This window comes from Ideonella sp. P3_A4 (assembly GCF_056403075.1).
This window is the reverse complement of the sequence record NZ_JBFUGE010000099.1, coordinates 1-16040: the sequence shown is the minus strand read 5'-3', so window position 1 is coordinate 16040 and position 16040 is coordinate 1. Positions and strand designations below refer to the sequence as shown.

16 protein-coding genes and 1 pseudogene are annotated in these 16040 nt (G+C 67.1%); 11 read left to right on the top strand and 6 right to left on the bottom strand.

What is annotated here, in order from left to right:
• The 4 genes from AC1DYI_RS11955 to AC1DYI_RS11940 all read left to right on the top strand — a co-directional run.
• Positions 1-493, top strand: a 493-nt coding sequence (locus AC1DYI_RS11955) for a Rossmann-fold NAD(P)-binding domain-containing protein (RefSeq protein WP_477204328.1), incomplete at its 5' end; no start/stop codon positions are given.
• Between the two features lie 259 nt (positions 494-752).
• A complete protein-coding gene (locus AC1DYI_RS11950) occupies positions 753-1496 on the top strand; it encodes a metallophosphoesterase family protein (RefSeq protein WP_477204327.1) in 744 nt (247 codons plus the stop codon).
• A complete protein-coding gene (locus AC1DYI_RS11945) occupies positions 1447-2964 on the top strand; it encodes a serine/threonine protein kinase (RefSeq protein WP_477204326.1) in 1518 nt (505 codons plus the stop codon). Before AC1DYI_RS11950 ends, AC1DYI_RS11945 begins: the two co-directional genes overlap by 50 nt.
• On the top strand, positions 2961-3293 hold the full coding sequence (locus AC1DYI_RS11940; RefSeq protein WP_477204325.1) for a YkgJ family cysteine cluster protein: 333 nt from the start codon (positions 2961-2963) through the stop codon (positions 3291-3293). The genes AC1DYI_RS11945 and AC1DYI_RS11940 overlap by 4 nt, the downstream gene beginning before the upstream one ends.
• Positions 3294-3388: 95 nt before the next feature.
• On the opposite strand, the gene AC1DYI_RS11935 is transcribed toward AC1DYI_RS11940, so the two are convergent.
• Entirely contained in the window at positions 3389-4744 is a 1356-nt protein-coding gene (locus AC1DYI_RS11935; protein WP_477204324.1) for an MFS transporter, read from the bottom strand.
• 99 nt (positions 4745-4843) lie between these two features.
• Between AC1DYI_RS11935 and cyoA the strand changes: the two genes are divergently transcribed.
• The 7 genes from cyoA to AC1DYI_RS11900 are packed head-to-tail and all read left to right on the top strand — an operon-like array spanning position 4844 to position 11637.
• Positions 4844-5908 (top strand): ubiquinol oxidase subunit II, encoded by a 1065-nt coding sequence (gene cyoA, locus AC1DYI_RS11930; protein WP_477204323.1) that lies wholly within the window; start codon positions 4844-4846, stop codon positions 5906-5908.
• 47 nt (positions 5909-5955) lie between these two features.
• Positions 5956-7950, top strand: coding sequence for a cytochrome o ubiquinol oxidase subunit I (gene cyoB / locus AC1DYI_RS11925; protein WP_477204322.1), 1995 nt, complete (start codon positions 5956-5958; stop codon positions 7948-7950).
• Between the two features lie 52 nt (positions 7951-8002).
• Positions 8003-8608: a cytochrome o ubiquinol oxidase subunit III gene (cyoC, locus tag AC1DYI_RS11920; protein WP_477204331.1), complete on the top strand. Its 606-nt coding sequence runs from the start codon at positions 8003-8005 to the stop codon at positions 8606-8608.
• Complete coding sequence (gene cyoD / locus AC1DYI_RS11915; protein WP_477204321.1) at positions 8605-9003, top strand: cytochrome o ubiquinol oxidase subunit IV; 399 nt, start codon at positions 8605-8607, stop codon at positions 9001-9003. Before cyoC ends, cyoD begins: the two co-directional genes overlap by 4 nt.
• A gap of 1 nt (position 9004) precedes the next feature.
• Positions 9005-9784, top strand: a complete 780-nt coding sequence (locus AC1DYI_RS11910) for an SURF1 family protein (RefSeq protein WP_477204320.1) — start codon at positions 9005-9007, stop codon at positions 9782-9784.
• Positions 9765-11108 carry an ATP-binding protein gene (locus AC1DYI_RS11905; RefSeq protein ID WP_477204319.1) on the top strand — a complete coding sequence of 448 codons (1344 nt, stop codon included), beginning with the start codon at positions 9765-9767 and terminating at the stop codon, positions 11106-11108. The genes AC1DYI_RS11910 and AC1DYI_RS11905 overlap by 20 nt, the downstream gene beginning before the upstream one ends.
• The gene (locus AC1DYI_RS11900) at positions 11098-11637 is read left to right on the top strand and encodes a response regulator transcription factor (protein ID WP_477204318.1); all 540 of its coding nucleotides are present in this window, start codon (positions 11098-11100) and stop codon (positions 11635-11637) included. Before AC1DYI_RS11905 ends, AC1DYI_RS11900 begins: the two co-directional genes overlap by 11 nt.
• Positions 11638-11652: 15 nt before the next feature.
• On the opposite strand, the gene AC1DYI_RS11895 is transcribed toward AC1DYI_RS11900, so the two are convergent.
• The 5 genes and pseudogenes from AC1DYI_RS11895 to AC1DYI_RS11875 all read right to left on the bottom strand — a co-directional run.
• Positions 11653-12063, bottom strand: a complete 411-nt coding sequence (locus tag AC1DYI_RS11895; RefSeq protein WP_477204330.1) for a DoxX family protein — start codon at positions 12061-12063, stop codon at positions 11653-11655.
• Between the two features lie 239 nt (positions 12064-12302).
• Positions 12303-13541, bottom strand: a complete 1239-nt coding sequence (ftsZ, locus tag AC1DYI_RS11890; protein ID WP_477204317.1) for a cell division protein FtsZ — start codon at positions 13539-13541, stop codon at positions 12303-12305.
• Between the two features lie 98 nt (positions 13542-13639).
• Positions 13640-14872 carry a cell division protein FtsA gene (ftsA, locus tag AC1DYI_RS11885; RefSeq protein WP_329720970.1) on the bottom strand — a complete coding sequence of 411 codons (1233 nt, stop codon included), beginning with the start codon at positions 14870-14872 and terminating at the stop codon, positions 13640-13642.
• Between the two features lie 26 nt (positions 14873-14898).
• Positions 14899-15756, bottom strand: coding sequence for a cell division protein FtsQ/DivIB (locus tag AC1DYI_RS11880; protein ID WP_477204329.1), 858 nt, complete (start codon positions 15754-15756; stop codon positions 14899-14901).
• A gap of 5 nt (positions 15757-15761) precedes the next feature.
• Positions 15762-16040: pseudogene (locus tag AC1DYI_RS11875) on the bottom strand (D-alanine--D-alanine ligase); the annotation flags it as partial.

The following is a 16040-nucleotide window of genomic DNA, read 5'->3' as shown; positions in this document are numbered from 1 at the left end:
GGGCTACGACATGGAGAGCCTGAAAGGCAAGGTCGTGGCCTGGGTCGGTGACGGCAACAACATGGCCAACACTTGGCTGCAGGCGGCCGAGATCCTGGGCTTCAAGCTGCACCTCAGCACGCCCAGCGGCTACGAGGTCGACCAGAAGGTCGCCGGCATCAGCGACACCAGCTGCTTCAAGGTCTTCAAGGATCCGCTCGAAGCCTGCCGCGGCGCGCACCTGGTCACCACCGACGTCTGGACCAGCATGGGCTACGAGGCCGAGAACGAGGCCCGCCTGAAGGCCTTCGCCGACTGGTGCGTCGACGCCGAAATGATGGCCGTCGCCCAGCCCGACGCCTTGTTCATGCACTGCCTGCCGGCCCACCGCGGCGAAGAGGTCTCGGGCGACGTCATCGACGGTCCGCAGTCGGTGGTGTGGGACGAGGCTGAAAACAGGATGCACGTGCAGAAGGCACTCATGGAGTACCTTCTGCTCGGCCGGATTGGCTGAAGGCCAAGCCGGTGGCCCTTCAGGGCCAGCATCCTGTTTCGGCGCAGGCTCATGTCCGCTTGCGGACGTGAAGCGGCCTTCAGGCCGCGGGCCGTAGCCAAAATCGCATGCACCATGGCACGGCTTGTGCCCCAGTGAATCAACTGGCGCTCACCCCACAGGTGAGCACTTGCCATCGCGCCAGATGGCACCAACGCCGGATCAGGCAGTTGTCAGCCCACCACGCCATCATCGTGGCCAGGGAGACAATCCAAGCACCATGAAACTCGCACTGATCACCGACCTGCACGCCAATCGCGAGGCGGTTCAATCGGTGCTGGACGATGCCCGCACCCAGGGGGCTGAGCGTTATGCCTTCCTGGGTGATTACGTCGGCTACGGCGCCGACCCAGGCTGGGTCGTCGACACCGTGATGGGCTATGTCGAGCAAGGTGCGATCGCCGTCGGCGGCAACCACGACGCCGGCGCCACCAAAGGCCCATCGCCCCACATGCGGCTGGACGCACGGCGCGTCATCGAATGGACGCATGCGCAGTTGAGCCCGAACCAGCTGGGCTTTCTGGAAAGCCTGCCGCTGGCGCAAACCGACGGCGACATGCTGTTCGTGCACGCCAACGCCTATGCACCGGCCGAGTGGGACTACATCCAGAGCCGCATCGAGGCGGTGCGCAGCCTGCACTCGACGCCGTGCCACTACACCTTCTGCGGCCACATGCACGAGCCCAAGCTGTTCCACCTGTCGAGCACCGGCAAGGCAGGCGACTTCGTGCCGACGCCGGGCGTGCCGATCCCGGTGCCGTCGCACCGCCAATGGCTGGTGATCCCCGGCTCGGCGGGCCAGCCGCGCGACGGCAACCCGGCCGCCTGTTATGCGATGTTCGACATCGCGGAGCAAATGCTCACCTTCCATCGCGTGCCTTACGACCACGAAACGGCCGCCGACAAGATTCGCCATGCCGGCCTGYCCGCCGGACTGGCCGACCGCCTGGCGCATGGAGAGTAAGGATCCGCTGGCCCCGACCGGGCCGCGCCCGCCGCTGGCCGTTGGCCAGGTGGTCGACCACTTCCGCCTCGAAGAGTCGCTGCACCAGGGCGGCATGGCCACGCTGTGGCGCGTGACGCGGCTGTTGCCCGATGGCGCACCGGACGCCGCCTGCGAGATGCCACTGATCATGAAGGTGCCGCGCATCAAAGGCGGCGAGGACCCGGCCAGCATCGTCGGCTTCGAGGTCGAGCGGATGATCATGCCGATGCTCAGCGGCCCGCACGTGCCGAAGTTCATCGCCAAGGGCGACTTCACGCGCCRGCCCTACATCGTGATGGAGCACATCCCAGGCCCTTCACTGCGGCCCCGGCTGGACGACGCGCCGCTGGCGCTGGACGAGGTGGTCGAGATCGGCTCGCGCGTGGCCACGGCGCTGCACGAGCTGCACCGCCAGCACGTGGTGCACCTGGACATCAAGCCCAGCAACATCCTGTTCCGGCCCGATGGCACTGCCGTGCTGATCGACTTCGGTCTGTCGCGCCACGACCACCTGCCCGACCTGCTGGACGAAGAGTTCACACTGCCGATGGGCACCGGGCCCTACATGTCGCCTGAGCAGGTGCAGTTCGTGCGCAACGATCCGCGCAGCGATCTCTTCGCGCTAGGCGTGATGCTCTACCACTTCACCACCGGCGAACGGCCCTTCGGGGCGCCCGATTCGGTGCAAGGGCTGCGCCGCCGACTCTATGTCGACCCAGTGCCACCGCGCGCGCTGCGCGCCGATTGCCCGCCCTGGCTGCAAGAGGTGATCCTGAAGTGCCTGGAGGTCAAGCCCGAGCAGCGCTACCAGAGCGCCGCGCAGCTGGGCCTGGCGCTGCAGGATCCGACACAGGTGCCGCTGACCAAACGTGCCGACAAGCTGCAGCGCAGCAGCGCCTTCAAGCGCTTCAAGCGCTGGTTCTTCGCGCTCGGCGCTGAGCCCGACGCCCGACTGCCGCTGAGCGCCGCCGAGTTGGTCAAGAAGAGCCCGATCATCCTCGCCGCTGTCGACGTGGAAACTGCCAGCACCCACCTGTTGGACGAACTGCGCGAAACCGTGCGCCRCATCGTCTTGACCGAGCCCGGCGCGCGGCTGGCCTGCGTCAGCGTGATGCGCACCGCCCGCATCGGCATGGACGAGCTGACCGACGAGCATGGCCAGAGCCTGCACGTGAAGGGGCTGATCGGCCTGAAGCACTGGGCACGCCCGATCAGCAAGGCGCTGAACCTCGACGATGGCCGGCTGACCTTCCATGTGCTCGAGGCCCCCGATCCGGCGACCGCGATCGTCGATTTCGCGCGCCGCAACCACATCGACCACATCGTGATGGGCGCGCGCGGCAACTCGGCGCTGCGGCGCTACCTGGGCAGCGTGTCGTCGCAGGTGGTGGCCGAATCGGACTGCAGCGTCACCGTGGTGCGCGCGGCCGAGCCGGAGGCTGAATGAGCGACAACCCCTGCGTGCGCTGCGGCGCCTGCTGCGCCAGCTTCCGGGTCGACTTCGCGCGGGCGGAGTTGATGAGTGAAGGCGGCCCAGTGCCCGATGGATTGGCGGTGGACGTGGCCGGCCAAACCTGCCGGATGCGCGGCACCGACCATGCGCAGCCGCGCTGCGCCGCGCTCACAGGAAAGGTTGGCGTCGACGCACGCTGCGGCATCTACGAGTGGCGCCCGGGGCCTTGCCGGGAGTTCGGCATGATCGCGCCACTGGGCCGTGGTGGCGCGGCCTGCGCCCGGGCTCGCGCGCGCCACGGATTGGCGCCGCTGCCCCAGTAACTGGGACACCCGGCTGCGGAGTACCGCAGCCACCCTCCGAGAGGGTGGCGCGGCCGCTTCGGAGCGGCCGAGCGCTGGCCGCGCGCCTCAGCCGATCAATCGCGAACGGCCGACAGCGCCTTGTTCGCGCGCAGCGCGAGCAACGTGCAGGCGGCGCCCGACAGCAGGTACAGGCTGACCGCGATCAGGCCGAACTTGGCGCCCAGGCCCAGCGCCACCAGCGGCGCGAAGGCTGCACCCACCAGCCACGCCAAATCGGCCGACAGCGCGGCGCCGGTGTAGCGGAACTGTGGCAGGAAGTTCGAGGTCACCGCGCCCGCCGCCTGGCCGTACGACAAGCCCAGCAGCACGAAGCCGATCAGGATGAAGGTGTCCTCGCCGGCAATGCCGCCGCCCAGCAGGGCAGGCGTGACCAGGCTGAAGGCCGCGATCAACACCGCCACGCCGCCCAGCGTGCGGCGGCGGCCGATGCGGTCGGCCATCCAGCCGGACAGCGGCATCGCCGCGGCCGCTAGCAAGGCGCCCACCAATTCCACCGCCATGAACTGGCCGACCGACTGCTCCGAATACAACATGATCCACGACAGCGGGAACACCGTGACCAGGTGGAACAGCGCATAGCTGGCCATCGCGGCGAAGGCGCCGATCACCACGTTGTGGCCTTGCTCCGCGAACAGCTCGCCGACGTCGCACGGGTCCAGCTCATGCCGTTCGAGCTGGCGCTCGTACTCGTGCGTCACGACCAGGCGCAGGCGGGCGAACAAGGCCACCACGTTGATCGCAAAGGCGGCGAAGAACGGGTAGCGCCAGCCCCAGGTCAGGAAGTCCGGCGACGACAGGTTGGCCCACAGGTAGGCGAACACACCACAGGCGACGAAGAAGCCGATCGGGGCACCCAGCTGGCCCAGCATCGCGTACCAGCCGCGGCGATCTTCCGGCGCATTCAGCGCCAGCAGCGAAGGCAAGCCGTCCCACGAGCCACCCAAGGCCAGGCCCTGGCCGACGCGGCACAGCATGAGCAGCGCAATCGCCGCCGACCCGGCCTGTTCGTAGCCCGGCAACAACGCCATGCCCACCGTCGAGCTGCCCAGCAGGAACAGCGACACCGTCAGCTTGGCGCTGCGGCCGAATCGGCGCTGGATCTGCATGCTGACCACCGTGCCCACCGGTCGCACGACGAAGGCAACGGCGAACAGCGCGAACGCGTACAGCGTGCCCTGCAGCCGGCTGGCGAACGGGAAGAACACCGACGGAAAGACCAGCACCGACGCGATGCCGTAGACGAAGAAGTCGAAATATTCCGACGCTCGCCCGATCACCACGCCGACGGCGATGTCACCCGGGGCGACATCGGTATCGGCAGGGCCGGAAGAACCAGGCGGGGACGTGGCAGCAGCGTGAAAAGTTGGCAGCACGGCGGCGGAAGAAGGGGTGGCAAACGGCTGGGTCACGGGGCCTGGGACAAATTGTCCAATCGTTGATTTGGATCAATCAGGATAGATTCCGGCTCGCTGCGCAACTGGCGTTTTCCCGCGCGCTCGGTAACCCTGATGAACCTGCTTCGCTTTCTTTCCAGCAGTCTGGCGGCCCGCCTCGGGCTGACCGGCCTCGCACTGGGCCTCACCGGCTGCGACATGGTGGTGATGAAGCCCCATGGCGACATTGCCGCCCAACAGGCCCAACTCATCGTCACCTCGACGCTGCTGATGCTGCTGATCATCGTACCCGTGATCGCGCTGACGTTTGTCTTCGCCTGGCGTTACCGCCAATCGAACACCGAGGCCACCTACTCGCCCGACTGGGACCACTCGACCCGGCTCGAGCTGATCATCTGGGGCGCGCCGCTGCTGATCATCATCGCGCTGGGGGCGATCACCTGGATCAGCACCCACAAGCTCGACCCGTACCGGCCGCTGGACCGCATCGACGCGCAGCGCCCCGTTGCGGCCGACGTCAAGCCGCTGGTCGTCGAAGTGGTTGCGCTCGACTGGAAGTGGCTCTTCCTTTACCCCGAGCAGGGCATCGCGACCGTCAACGAACTGGCCGCGCCGGTCGACCGGCCGATCCAGTTCCGCATCACCTCGTCGAGCGTGATGAACGCGTTCTACGTGCCGGCCCTGGCCGGCATGGTCTACGCAATGCCGGGCATGGAGACCAAGCTGCACGCCGTCATCAACAAGGCCGGCGACTACGAAGGCCTGTCGGCCAACTACAGCGGCGCCGGTTTCTCGGGCATGCGCTTCCGCTTCCTCGGCCTGTCGGACGCAGACTTCGCGCAGTGGGTCGCGACCAACCAGAAGCAAGGCAGCAAGCTGGACGGCAAGGTCTACCAGCAGCTCGAACAACCCAGCGAACGCGTGCCGGTGCAGCGTTACGCCAGCGTCGAGGCGGGCCTGTACGGTGCCATCGTCAACCGCTGCGTTGACGGCCAGAAGATGTGCCTGAACCAGATGATGGCGATCGACGCCACCGGAGGCACCGGCAAGGCCGGCATCCCGGGCCTGCTGCGCCAGCCCTGGCGCAACGAAGCCGGCGCCACCGAACGCACCGTCGTCGCCGGCCTGTGCACGCCGACCAACCTGCTGGGCACGTCTGCCCCTACCGCCAAGCCCTGACCCCGTTTCGCCGGCGGGGCCCATGGCACGCCAGCACGAGAGCCCCGATGTCCACCGACTTGAGCACCCTGATCTTCGGCCGCCTCAGCCTGGAGGCCGTGCCCTACCACGAGCCCATCCTCGTGGCCACCTTTGCCATGGTCGCGCTCGGCGGCCTGGCCATGCTGGCAGCGCTGACCAAGTTCCGCCTCTGGGGCCCGCTGTGGCGCGACTGGATCACCAGCATCGACCACAAGAAGATCGGCATCATGTACATCGTGCTCGGTGTCGTGATGCTGCTGCGCGGCTTTGCCGATGCGCTGATGATGCGCGCCCAGCAGGCGATGGCCTTCGGTGACGCTGCGGGCTTCCTGCCGCCGCACCACTACGACCAGGTCTTCACCGCCCACGGCGTGATCATGATCTTCTTCGTGGCGATGCCGCTGGTCACGGGCTTCATGAACTACGTGGTGCCGCTGCAAATCGGCGCGCGCGACGTGGCCTTCCCGTTCCTGAACAACTTCAGCTTCTGGATGACCGCCGGCGGCGCCGTGCTGGTGATGATCTCGCTGTTCATCGGCGAGTTCGCGCGCACCGGCTGGCTGGCCTACCCGCCGCTGTCGGGCCTGCTTGCGAGCCCTGACGTGGGGGTCGACTACTACCTCTGGTCACTGCAAGTGGCCGGCATAGGCACCACGCTATCGGGCGTCAACCTGATCGCGACCATCATCAAGATGCGCGCGCCGGGCATGACGATGATGAAGATGCCGGTCTTCACCTGGACCTCGCTCTGCACCAACGTGCTGATCGTCGCGACCTTCCCGGTGCTGGCCGCCGCGCTGGCGCTGCTCACGGCTGACCGCTACCTAGGCACCGCGTTCTTTACGAACGACCTCGGCGGCAACGCGATGCTGTACGTGAACCTGATCTGGATCTGGGGCCACCCTGAGGTCTACATCCTGGTGCTGCCGGTGTTCGGCATCTTCTCCGAGGTCGTCTCCACCTTCAGCCAGAAACGCCTGTTCGGCTACGCGTCGATGGTCTATGCGACCGTCGTGATCACGATCCTGTCGTACCTGGTGTGGCTGCACCACTTCTTCACGATGGGCTCCGGCGCCAGCGTCAACTCGTTCTTCGGCATCACGACGATGATCATCTCGATCCCGACGGGCGCGAAGATCTTCAACTGGCTGTTCACGATGTACCGCGGCCGGATCAAGTTCGAGGTGCCGATGCTGTGGACCATTGGCTTCATGGTCACCTTCACCGTCGGCGGYATGACCGGCGTGCTGCTCGCCGTGCCGGCCGCCGACTTCGTGCTGCACAACAGCCTGTTCCTGATCGCGCACTTCCACAACGTGATCATCGGCGGCGTGGTGTTCGGCGCCTTCGCCGGCATCAACTACTGGTTCCCCAAGGCCTTCGGCTTCCGGCTCGACGCGTTCTGGGGCAAGGTCTCGTTCTGGTGCTGGTTCGTCGGCTTCTGGGTCGCCTTCACGCCGCTGTACGTGCTCGGCCTGATGGGCATCACGCGCCGCATGAACCACTTCGACGACCCGTCGCTGCAGATCTGGTTCGTCATCGCCGCCATCGGCGCGGTGATCGTCGCCTTCGGCATTGCCGCGTTCCTGGTCCAGATCGCCGTCAGCATCCTGCGTCGCGAGCAACTGCGCGACACGACCGGCGACCTCTGGGGTGCCCGCACGCTGGAGTGGGCCACCGCCTCGCCCCCGCCCGACTACAACTTCGCGTTCACGCCGATCRTGCATGACAACGACGCCTGGCACGACATGAAGCAACGCGGCCACCAGCGCCCGACGCAAGGCTTCAAGGCCATTCACATGCCGAAGAACACGGCGGCCGGCTTCGTGATCGCGATGCTCGCCACGGCCACCGGCTTCGCGCTGATCTGGCACATGTGGCTGCCCGCCGCGTTGGCCTTCGTGGCCACCGTGGGTGCCACCATCGCCCACACCTTCAATTACGACCGCGACTTCCACATCCCCGCCGACCAGGTCACCCGCAGCGAAGACGCGCGCACCGCCGCGCTGTCGGCCGCGTGACGAAGCCGACGAGGTCTGATCCATGAGAGCAACCACCCTGTCCCCGGCCGGCATGACAGCCGCCGCCCCGGTCGTCTTCTACGACGACGGCAGCCACCACCCGCAGCAAGGCACGCTGCTGGGCTTCTGGCTCTACCTGATGAGCGACTGCCTGCTGTTCGCAGTGCTGTTCGCCGTCTACGCCGTACTGGGTCGCAACTACGCCGCCGGCCCGTCGGGCGCCGATCTGTTCGATCTGCCGATCGTCGCGACGAACACTGCGCTGCTGCTGTTCTCGTCGATCACCTACGGCTTCGCGATGATCGCGATGCAGCACAACCGCAAGACCGGCGTGCTGATCTGGCTGGCCATCACCGGCCTGTTCGGCCTGGGCTTCCTGACGCTGGAACTGACCGAGTTCGCGCACCTGATCCACGAAGGAGCGGGGCCCTGGCGCAGCGCCTTCCTGTCGTCGTTCTTCACCCTCGTCGGCACGCACGGCCTGCACGTCACCTTCGGCACGATCTGGCTGGTCACGCTGATGGTGCAGGTGCGCAAGCTCGGCCTGACCCACGAGAACAAGCGCCGGCTGATGTGCCTGTCGATGTTCTGGCACTTCCTGGACGTCGTCTGGATCGGTGTCTTCACCTTCGTCTATCTCATGGGGGCCCTGCAATGAGCAACGAACACGCAGCGTCACACGACCACCACGACGATCATCACCATGAAGACGACGGCGGCTATCACGCCACCGTCGAGGGCTACCTGGTCGGCTTCCTGCTGTCGGTGGTGCTGACCGCCATCCCGTTCTGGCTCGTGATGGGCAAGGTGATGTCGTCGCCCAAGGTCACGGCCTTCGTGATCCTCGGCTTTGCCGCGGTGCAGATGGTCGTGCACATGGTCTACTTCCTGCACCTGAACGCGAAGGTCGAAGGCGGCTGGTCGCTGCTGGCACTGACCTTCACCGCCGCGCTGGTGGTGATCATGCTGGCCGGTTCGATCTGGGTCATGTACCACCTGAACACCAACATGATGCCGGCGGCCGACCCGCAGCTCATGCGCAACATGCCCTGACATGCATGGCCGGCCCGCTCCGCGCAGTGCACGCCGCCTGGCCGCGTGGCTGGTGGCGCTCGTGCTGGTGTTCGCCGGCTTCATGGCACTTGGCACATGGCAGGTGCATCGGCTGGCCTGGAAAGAAAGCCTGATCGCTCGCGTCGAACAGCATCGCCACGCGAAGCCCGCACCGGCCCCTGGCCCGGCGGAGTGGACGGCCATGAGCCGCGACGCCGACGAGTACCGCCGCGTCACCGTGCACGGCCAGTTCGCGCACGACAAGAGCACACTGGTGGCCGCAACCACCGAACTGGGCGCCGGTTACTGGTTGCTGGCCCCGTTGCGCAGCGACGAGGGCCACTGGGTGCTCGTCAACCGCGGCTTCGTTCCTCCCGAGTTGCGCGAGCAAGCCCTGCACGACACCACGGCCCCACAAGGCGACCAGACCATCACCGGCCTGCTGCGGTTTTCTGAGCCCGGCGGCGGCTTCCTGCGCGACAACGACGCGGCTCACGGCCGCTGGTATTCACGCGATGTCGCGGCGATCGCGGCGACGCAGCAGCTGGGCCCGGCGCTCGCGCCCTACTTCGTCGACGAGGTCGCGCCGCACCCGGCCACCCAAGGCTGGCCACGCGCCGGCCTGACTGTCGTTCACTTCAGCAACAATCACCGCGTCTACGCCGCCACCTGGTTCGCGCTCGCGGCGATGGCGGCTTGCGCCTTCGGGTACCTCGTGCTCGACGAGCGGCGCTTGCGCAGCCTTGCTGGAGATCCACTTCTTGCCCACGCCCGACACTGAGGCACTCGGTCAGCCGCCACTCGGCGAAGTGGGCAATGCGCCCGAGCGCCTGGCCGGCCGCAAGAACCTGCTGCAGCTGATCCAGCTGCGCTGGCTGGCGGTGGCTGGGCAGCTGCTGACGATCCTGACCGTCGAGTTCCTGCTCGGCGTGGACCTGCCGCTGGTCAAGATGCTGACGCTGCTGGCGGCACTGGCCTTGTTCAATGTGGCCAGCCACCTCCGAGGGCGGTTGTCGCTGCCGGTCAGCAACAGCGAGCTGTTCGCCGGCATGCTGGTCGATGTCGGTGTGCTGACCGGGCAGCTGTTCTAYGCCGGTGGCATCACCAATCCCTTCATCTACCTCTACCTGCTGCAGGTGGCCGTCGGCTCGGTGCTGCTGAAACCGCGCTACATCTGGGCCATCGTCGCGGCCACGAGCCTGGGCTTCGTCGTGCTGACGCGCTGGCACCGGCCGCTGCCGGTGCCGCACCTGCCGCACGCGGTGCTGTCGGCGCAGTACATCGGCGGGCTGCTGCTGTGCTTTCTGTTGACGGCCTCGCTGCTGGTCATCTTCATCGGCCGCATCAGCCGCAACCTGCGCCAGCGCGATGCGAGCCTGGCCGCACTGCGCCAGCGCGCGGCAGAAGAAGAGCACATCGTGCGCATGGGCCTGCTGGCCACTGGCGCGGCGCACGAGCTGGGCACACCGCTGGCGACGCTGTCGGTGATCCTCGGCGACTGGGCCCGCATGGCACCGTTTGCCGGCGAGCCCGAGCTGCGCGAAGAGATCGAAGAGATGCAGGTGCAGCTTCAGCGCTGCAAGACCATCGTCAGCGGCATCCTGATGTCGGCCGGCCGCACCCGCGGTGAGGCGCCGATGGAAACCACGCTGCACGCCTTCCTCGATGAACTGGTGCAGCATTGGCGCAGCACCCGCCCCGGCAACCAGCTCGACTACCAACGCGACGGCGTGCCGGACGTTCCGCTGATCTCCGACGTGGCGCTGAAGCAGATGATCGACAACGTGCTCGACAACGCGCGCGACGCGGCGCCGTCGGCTCCGCTGAGCCTGACGGTCAGCTGCGACGACGACACGCTGGTGCTGACGGTGCAGGACCAGGGCCCGGGCTTTGCCGCGCCGATGCTCGAATTCTTCGGCAAGCCCTACCAGTCCAGCAAGAACCGGCCCGGCAGTGGCATGGGCCTGTTCCTGTCGGTCAACGTGGCACGCATGCTGGGCGGACACATCACCGCGCGCAACCGCACCGAGGGCGGTGCCGAGGTGTGCATCAACCTGCCGCTGAGCGCGCTGATGCCGGCGGAGTGGACACCCAATGAACGATGAAGTTCGCCAACTGCTGATCGTCGAAGACGACGACGCCTTCGCGCGCACGCTGGCGCGCTCGTTCGAGCGGCGCGGCTACGAAGTGCTGCGCGCGGCAGACCTGGAAGGCATGAAGGTCTTGCTGCAAACCCACAAGCCCGGCTACGCGGTGGTCGACCTGAAGCTGGCCGGCGGCAGCTCAGGCCTGGCCTGTGTGCAGCACCTGCACGCCCATGACGAACAGATGATGATCGTCGTGCTGACGGGCTACGCGAGCATCGCGACCGCTGTCGAAGCGATCAAGCTGGGCGCCCGCCACTACCTGGCCAAACCCGCCAACACCGATGACATCGAAGCCGCGTTCGCGCGCGAGCAAGGCGACGCCGAGGTCGAGCTGACGGAGCGCACGACCTCGATCAAGACGCTCGAATGGGAGCGCATCCACGAGATGCTGGCCGAAACCGGCTTCAACATCTCCGAGACCGCGCGCCGGCTCGGCATGCACCGGCGCACGCTGGCGCGCAAGCTCGAGAAACAGCGGGTGAAGTAACCCTTCGCCGCGCGGTCAGCCCCCGCGCCGCCCGTCGACGCTGAAACGCCCGGGGCCGAAGGCCGCAGCCACCAGCAACCCGCCTGCTGCAGCCAGGTTCTTGAAGAAGGCTTGTTGCTGCATCATCTGCTGATCCGGCGGCACCGCCCAGAACGCGTGGAAGATGGGCGTGATGACGAAGACGAACAGGGCCAGCCCGAGCGCCGCCCAGCGCGCCTGCCACCCCACCAGCAACAGCAAGCCGAGGCCCAGCTCGGCCGCAATAGCCAATGCCGCGCAGACCTCCGGCATCGGCACGCCCTTGGACGCGATGTAGCCTACGACGCCGGCAAACCCGGTGAGCTTGCTGAAACCAGCCGGGATGAACAGCAACGCCAGCAGGGCGCGGCCTGCCAGCGACAACGTGTCTTGAACCGCAGGGGACATAGTCATCACGAACTCCTTGAGGACAGGGAATCACGAAATGAACCTGGGCTGCCGCACGCTTGAGAAACAACGGCTGAAGTAACGCTCGCGGCAGCACGAAGCAGGGTCACCCCACCGGGTGGCCCCGCTTCGCTTCAAGTGGCGTGCGCGGATCCGGCTTTGCCGGTCCGCTGCGCGAGCCCCCTCGGGGGGCAGGCCCCGCCAGGGGCCGTGGGGGTCAACAATTCCGGGGCCAACAATCAATCTGCTTGCTTGCGCAGGAACGCCGGGATCTCGATCTCGTCCATCCCGTTGCTCGACAGCGCCTCGACCTTGGCCGCCGCCTGGGTACGGCCGGTGCGCCACACGCTGGGCGTGGCGAGCTGGCTGTAGTCCTGCTGCTGCATCGAGGTCGGCGTCGACAGCGTCGCCGCACCAACCGGTGCGCCATGGCCCACCGGGTTGTTCAGCAGCGGCAGGTTGTCGGTGCCGGTGCGCAGCTGCGGCTGGGTCTGGATCACCGTCAGCGGTGCTTGCGCACGGCGGATCGACGACAGGCCAGTGGCGATCACCGTGACGCGCAGCTGGTCACCCAGCGTKTCGTCGTAGGCGGTGCCATAGATCACGTGCGCATCTTCCGCGGCGTAACGGCGGATGGTGTTCATCGCGTTCTTGCTCTCGGCCAGCTTGAAGGTCGAGCGAGCGGCCGCGATCAGCACCAGCACACCACGCGCGCCGGACAGATCGATGCCTTCCAGCAGCGGGCACGCCACAGCCGCTTCAGCCGCCTTGTGGGCGCGGTCCGGGCCGCCGGCCATCGCCGTGCCCATCATCGCCTTGCCGGGCTCGCTCATCACGGTCTTCACGTCTTCGAAGTCGACGTTGACCAGGCCCGGGATGTGGATGATGTCGCTGATGCCGCCGACGGCGTTCTTCAGCACGTCGTTGGCGTGCGCGAAGGCCTGGTCTTGCGTGACGTCGTCGCCCAGCACTTCCAGCAGCTTCTCGTTCAGCACCACGATCAGCGAGTCGACGTTGGCTTCGAGTTCAGCCACGCCGGCGTCGGCCTGCTTGCTGCGGCGGCCGCCTTCGAAGTCGAAGGGCTTGGTCACCACACCGACGGTCAGGATGCCCATTTCCTTGGCCACGCGCGCGATCACCGGCGCCGCGCCGGTGCCCGTGCCACCGCCCATGCCGGCGGTGATGAACAGCATGTGTGCACCATCGATCGCCTGGCGGATGCGGTCGACCGCTTCTTCGGCCGCGCCTCGGCCGACGTCAGGCTTCGAGCCTGCACCCAGGCCGGTGGTGCCCAACTGCACCAGGGCCGCCGCCGCGCTGCGGTTCAGCGCCTGCGCATCGGTGTTGGCGCAGATGAACTCCACGCCCTGCACCCCCTGCGTGATCATGTGCTCGACGGCATTGCCGCCACCACCCCCAACGCCGATCACCTTGATCTGCGTGCCTTGGTCGAATTCTTCGATCATCTCGATGGCCATATAACCTCCGTCGTCTGTGTTGCAGTTGCCGTACTGTTTACCGTTGAGTCCCAAGATCCTGGCCCCGTGTTCGAGGCTCTCGTCTTCGCTTTGAACCCCTAGAAATTGCCCAAGAGCCAATCCTTGGCTTTGCCAAAGAACGTTGTCACCGAACCTGCTTGCTGCGCCGCCTTGTGGCCGCGCGTGTGGGCCAGCCGCGCTTCTTCCAGCAGCCCCATCACGGTGGCCGAGCGCGGGTTGGCCACCATGTCGAACAAGGCGCCGGAATAGGTCGGCAAGCCCTTGCGCACGGGCTTGAGGAAGATGTCCTCACCCAGCTCGACCATGCCCGGCATCACCGCGGTGCCGCCGGTGATCACGATGCCCGAGGACAGCAGCTCCTCGTAGCCCGAATCGCGGATCACCTGGTGCACCAGCGAATAGATTTCTTCGACGCGCGGCTCGATCACGCCGGCCAGCGCCTGGCGGCTCAGCATGCGCGGCACGCGGTCGCCCAGGCCCGGCACCTCGACCTGCTCGCTCGGGTCGGCCAGCAGCTGCTTGGCCACGCCGTACTCGACCTTGATCTCTTCGGCATCCTTGGTCGGCGTGCGCAACGCCATCGCGATGTCGCTGGTGATCAGGTCACCGGCGATCGGGATCACCGCGGTATGGCGGATCGAGCCACCAGTGAAGATCGCTACGTCGGTCGTGCCGGCGCCGATGTCGACCACCGCAACGCCGAGGTCCTTCTCGTCTTCGGTCAGCACCGCAGCCGCAGAAGCGGTGGGTGACAGCGCGAGCTGCTCGACCTCCAGCCCGCAACGGCGCACGCACTTCAGGATGTTCTCGGCCGCGCTTTGCGCACCGGTCGCGATGTGCACCTTGACCTCGAGCCGGCTGCCGCTCATGCCGATCGGCTCTTTGACCTCGTGGCCGTCGATCACGAACTCCTGCGACTCGACCAGCAACAGGCGCTGGTCGTTCGGGATGTTGATCGCCTTGGCGGTTTCGATCACCCGCGCCACGTCGACCGGTGTCACCTCGCGGTTGTCGCGCACGATCACCATGCCGGTCGAGTTCTGGCCGCGGATGTGGCTGCCGGTGATGCCGGTGTAGACACGCTCGATCTTGCAGGCGGCCATCATCTCGGCCTCTTTCAGCGCCTGCTGGATCGATTGCACCGTCGCATCGATGTTCACGACCACGCCGCGCTTCAGGCCGTGCGAGCTGGCCACGCCCAGCCCGGCCACGCGCAGCTCGCCACCGGGCATGACCTCGGCCACCACCGCCATCACCTTGGCGGTGCCGATGTCGAGCCCGACAACGAGATCCTTGTATTCCTTGGCCATCAGTTCTTATCCCTCATTCGTTCGGCTCACTGGCCACCACCATCGCGACCGGGCCGTTGATTCGGCGCCGGGCTGCCGTCGGCCGACTCGTCCCCTTCGGCGGGTGACGGCAGCGAAGCCGCCATCAACGGGCCTTTCAACCGCAGTGCGTAGCCGTCGGCGTGGCGCAGGTCGGCGTGGTCCCAGCCTCGCCGCTGGCGGGCCGAGACCTGCGTCACCGTGCGCACGAAGCGCCCGACGCGGGCCACCACCTCGTCATCGCTGCCCCGGCCCAGCTCGACCTCGGCGCCGTTGTCGAGCTCGAGCTGCCACGAGCCGCGGTCCGACAGCGCGACACGCGTCGGCGCCAGGTCCAGCGGCTTGAGCACCGGCAGCAGCCGGCGGTACATCGCCAGCACCGATGCGGCCGCGGCATCGTCGCTGCCCGCGAACTCAGGCAGGTTGTCTTCGTCGACATCACCCAGGTTGGCCTCGAAGACCTCGCCGTACGAATTGACCAGCCGGTCGTTGCCTTCGTCGCCCTTCCACACCGCCACCGGGTGGTGCTCTTCCATCCGCACCACGAGACGGTTCGGGAACACGCGCTGCACCACCACGTGGCGCACCCAGGGCACGCTTTCGAATGCACGGCGCGCAGCCTGCAGATCGAGCGTGAAGTAGTTACCCGCCAAACGCGGCGCGGCGTTGGCGCGGATCGTCGCGGCGCTGTTGCGCGTGACCTCGCCTTCGAGCCGGATCGAGCGGAACGCGAACACCGGCTGACGCGTGAACCACGCCGCCCCGGCCGCGAGCAGCACCGTGCCGGCGAGCGCGATGATCGCCAGCGCAGTGGCGTTCATCATGCGCACGTCGGGCGGCAAGGTGCTGGCGGCGGTGGTGGCCATATCGATCACACGCCCGCTTTCTTGGTGTTGTCGAGCGTCGCGCCGGCCAGCAGGTACAGGCACAGCTGCTCGTAGTTCATGCCCGCCGCGGCCGCCGACTTGGGCACCAGCGAATGGCTGGTCATTCCCGGCGAGGTGTTCATCTCGAGCAGGAAGGCCTTGCGGTCGCTGGCGCGGATCATCAGGTCCGCACGGCCCCAGCCACGGCAACCGAGCAGCCGGTAAGCCTCGACGACGAGGCGCTGGATCTCGGCTTCCTCGCGCGCCGGCAGACCGCTTGGCAC

What these genes read in the sequence shown, in the direction of transcription:
- AC1DYI_RS11880 (WP_477204329.1), bottom strand. Translation starts at nt 15,756, where the DNA reads ATGGCCACCACCGCCGCCAGCACCTTGCCGCCCGACGTGCGCATGATG.
- cyoD (WP_477204321.1), top strand. Translation starts at nt 8,605, where the DNA reads ATGAGCAACGAACACGCAGCGTCACACGACCACCACGACGATCATCAC.
- cyoA (WP_477204323.1), top strand. Translation starts at nt 4,844, where the DNA reads ATGAACCTGCTTCGCTTTCTTTCCAGCAGTCTGGCGGCCCGCCTCGGG.
- AC1DYI_RS11910 (WP_477204320.1), top strand. Translation starts at nt 9,005, where the DNA reads ATGCATGGCCGGCCCGCTCCGCGCAGTGCACGCCGCCTGGCCGCGTGG.
- AC1DYI_RS11900 (WP_477204318.1), top strand. Translation starts at nt 11,098, where the DNA reads ATGAACGATGAAGTTCGCCAACTGCTGATCGTCGAAGACGACGACGCC.
- AC1DYI_RS11895 (WP_477204330.1), bottom strand. Translation starts at nt 12,063, where the DNA reads ATGTCCCCTGCGGTTCAAGACACGTTGTCGCTGGCAGGCCGCGCCCTG.
- ftsA (WP_329720970.1), bottom strand. Translation starts at nt 14,872, where the DNA reads ATGGCCAAGGAATACAAGGATCTCGTTGTCGGGCTCGACATCGGCACC.
- cyoC (WP_477204331.1), top strand. Translation starts at nt 8,003, where the DNA reads ATGACAGCCGCCGCCCCGGTCGTCTTCTACGACGACGGCAGCCACCAC.
- AC1DYI_RS11940 (WP_477204325.1), top strand. Translation starts at nt 2,961, where the DNA reads ATGAGCGACAACCCCTGCGTGCGCTGCGGCGCCTGCTGCGCCAGCTTC.